General features: G+C 58.2%; 1 protein-coding gene. It reads right to left on the bottom strand.

What is annotated here, in order from left to right; all coding sequences use genetic code 11:
- Nucleotides 1–33 precede the first annotated feature (33 nt).
- Nucleotides 34–342, bottom strand: a 309-nt coding sequence (locus ELR45_RS36890) for an ABC transporter permease subunit (RefSeq protein WP_205855941.1), incomplete at its 5' end; no start/stop codon positions are given.

The raw sequence follows: 342 nt of genomic DNA, 5'->3' as shown, positions 1-342 counted from the left end.
GTGTTTTCGTGTCCGACGTGGGAAGAAGGGCAGTCATGCGGCGACCTCCCGACGTCGCAAGAGTCGTTCGATGACAAGAGCGACACCGAATATGAAGGCGAAGATCAACATCGCGAGTGCCGAAGACTCTCCAATGGCGTTAATTCCGCCTTCGAATGCCGTGCGGTAATAGAGCAAGCCCAGTACGTCCATGGCGCCACCAGGGCCGCCGTCGGAACCTCCCAGGGCATAGACGAGGTCGAAGATGTTGAAGCAACCTATGAACGTGAGGACGGTGATCACACCGACGGCCGGCATGAGGAGAGGTAATCGGATACTCCAGAACGTGCGGGGTGCCGAAGC

The organism is Phytoactinopolyspora endophytica, assembly GCF_004138495.1.
Classification (GTDB): domain Bacteria; phylum Actinomycetota; class Actinomycetes; order Jiangellales; family Jiangellaceae; genus Phytoactinopolyspora; species Phytoactinopolyspora endophytica.
Note: the sequence above shows the minus strand (reverse complement) of the source record. Positions and strands in the feature narration are given on the sequence as shown.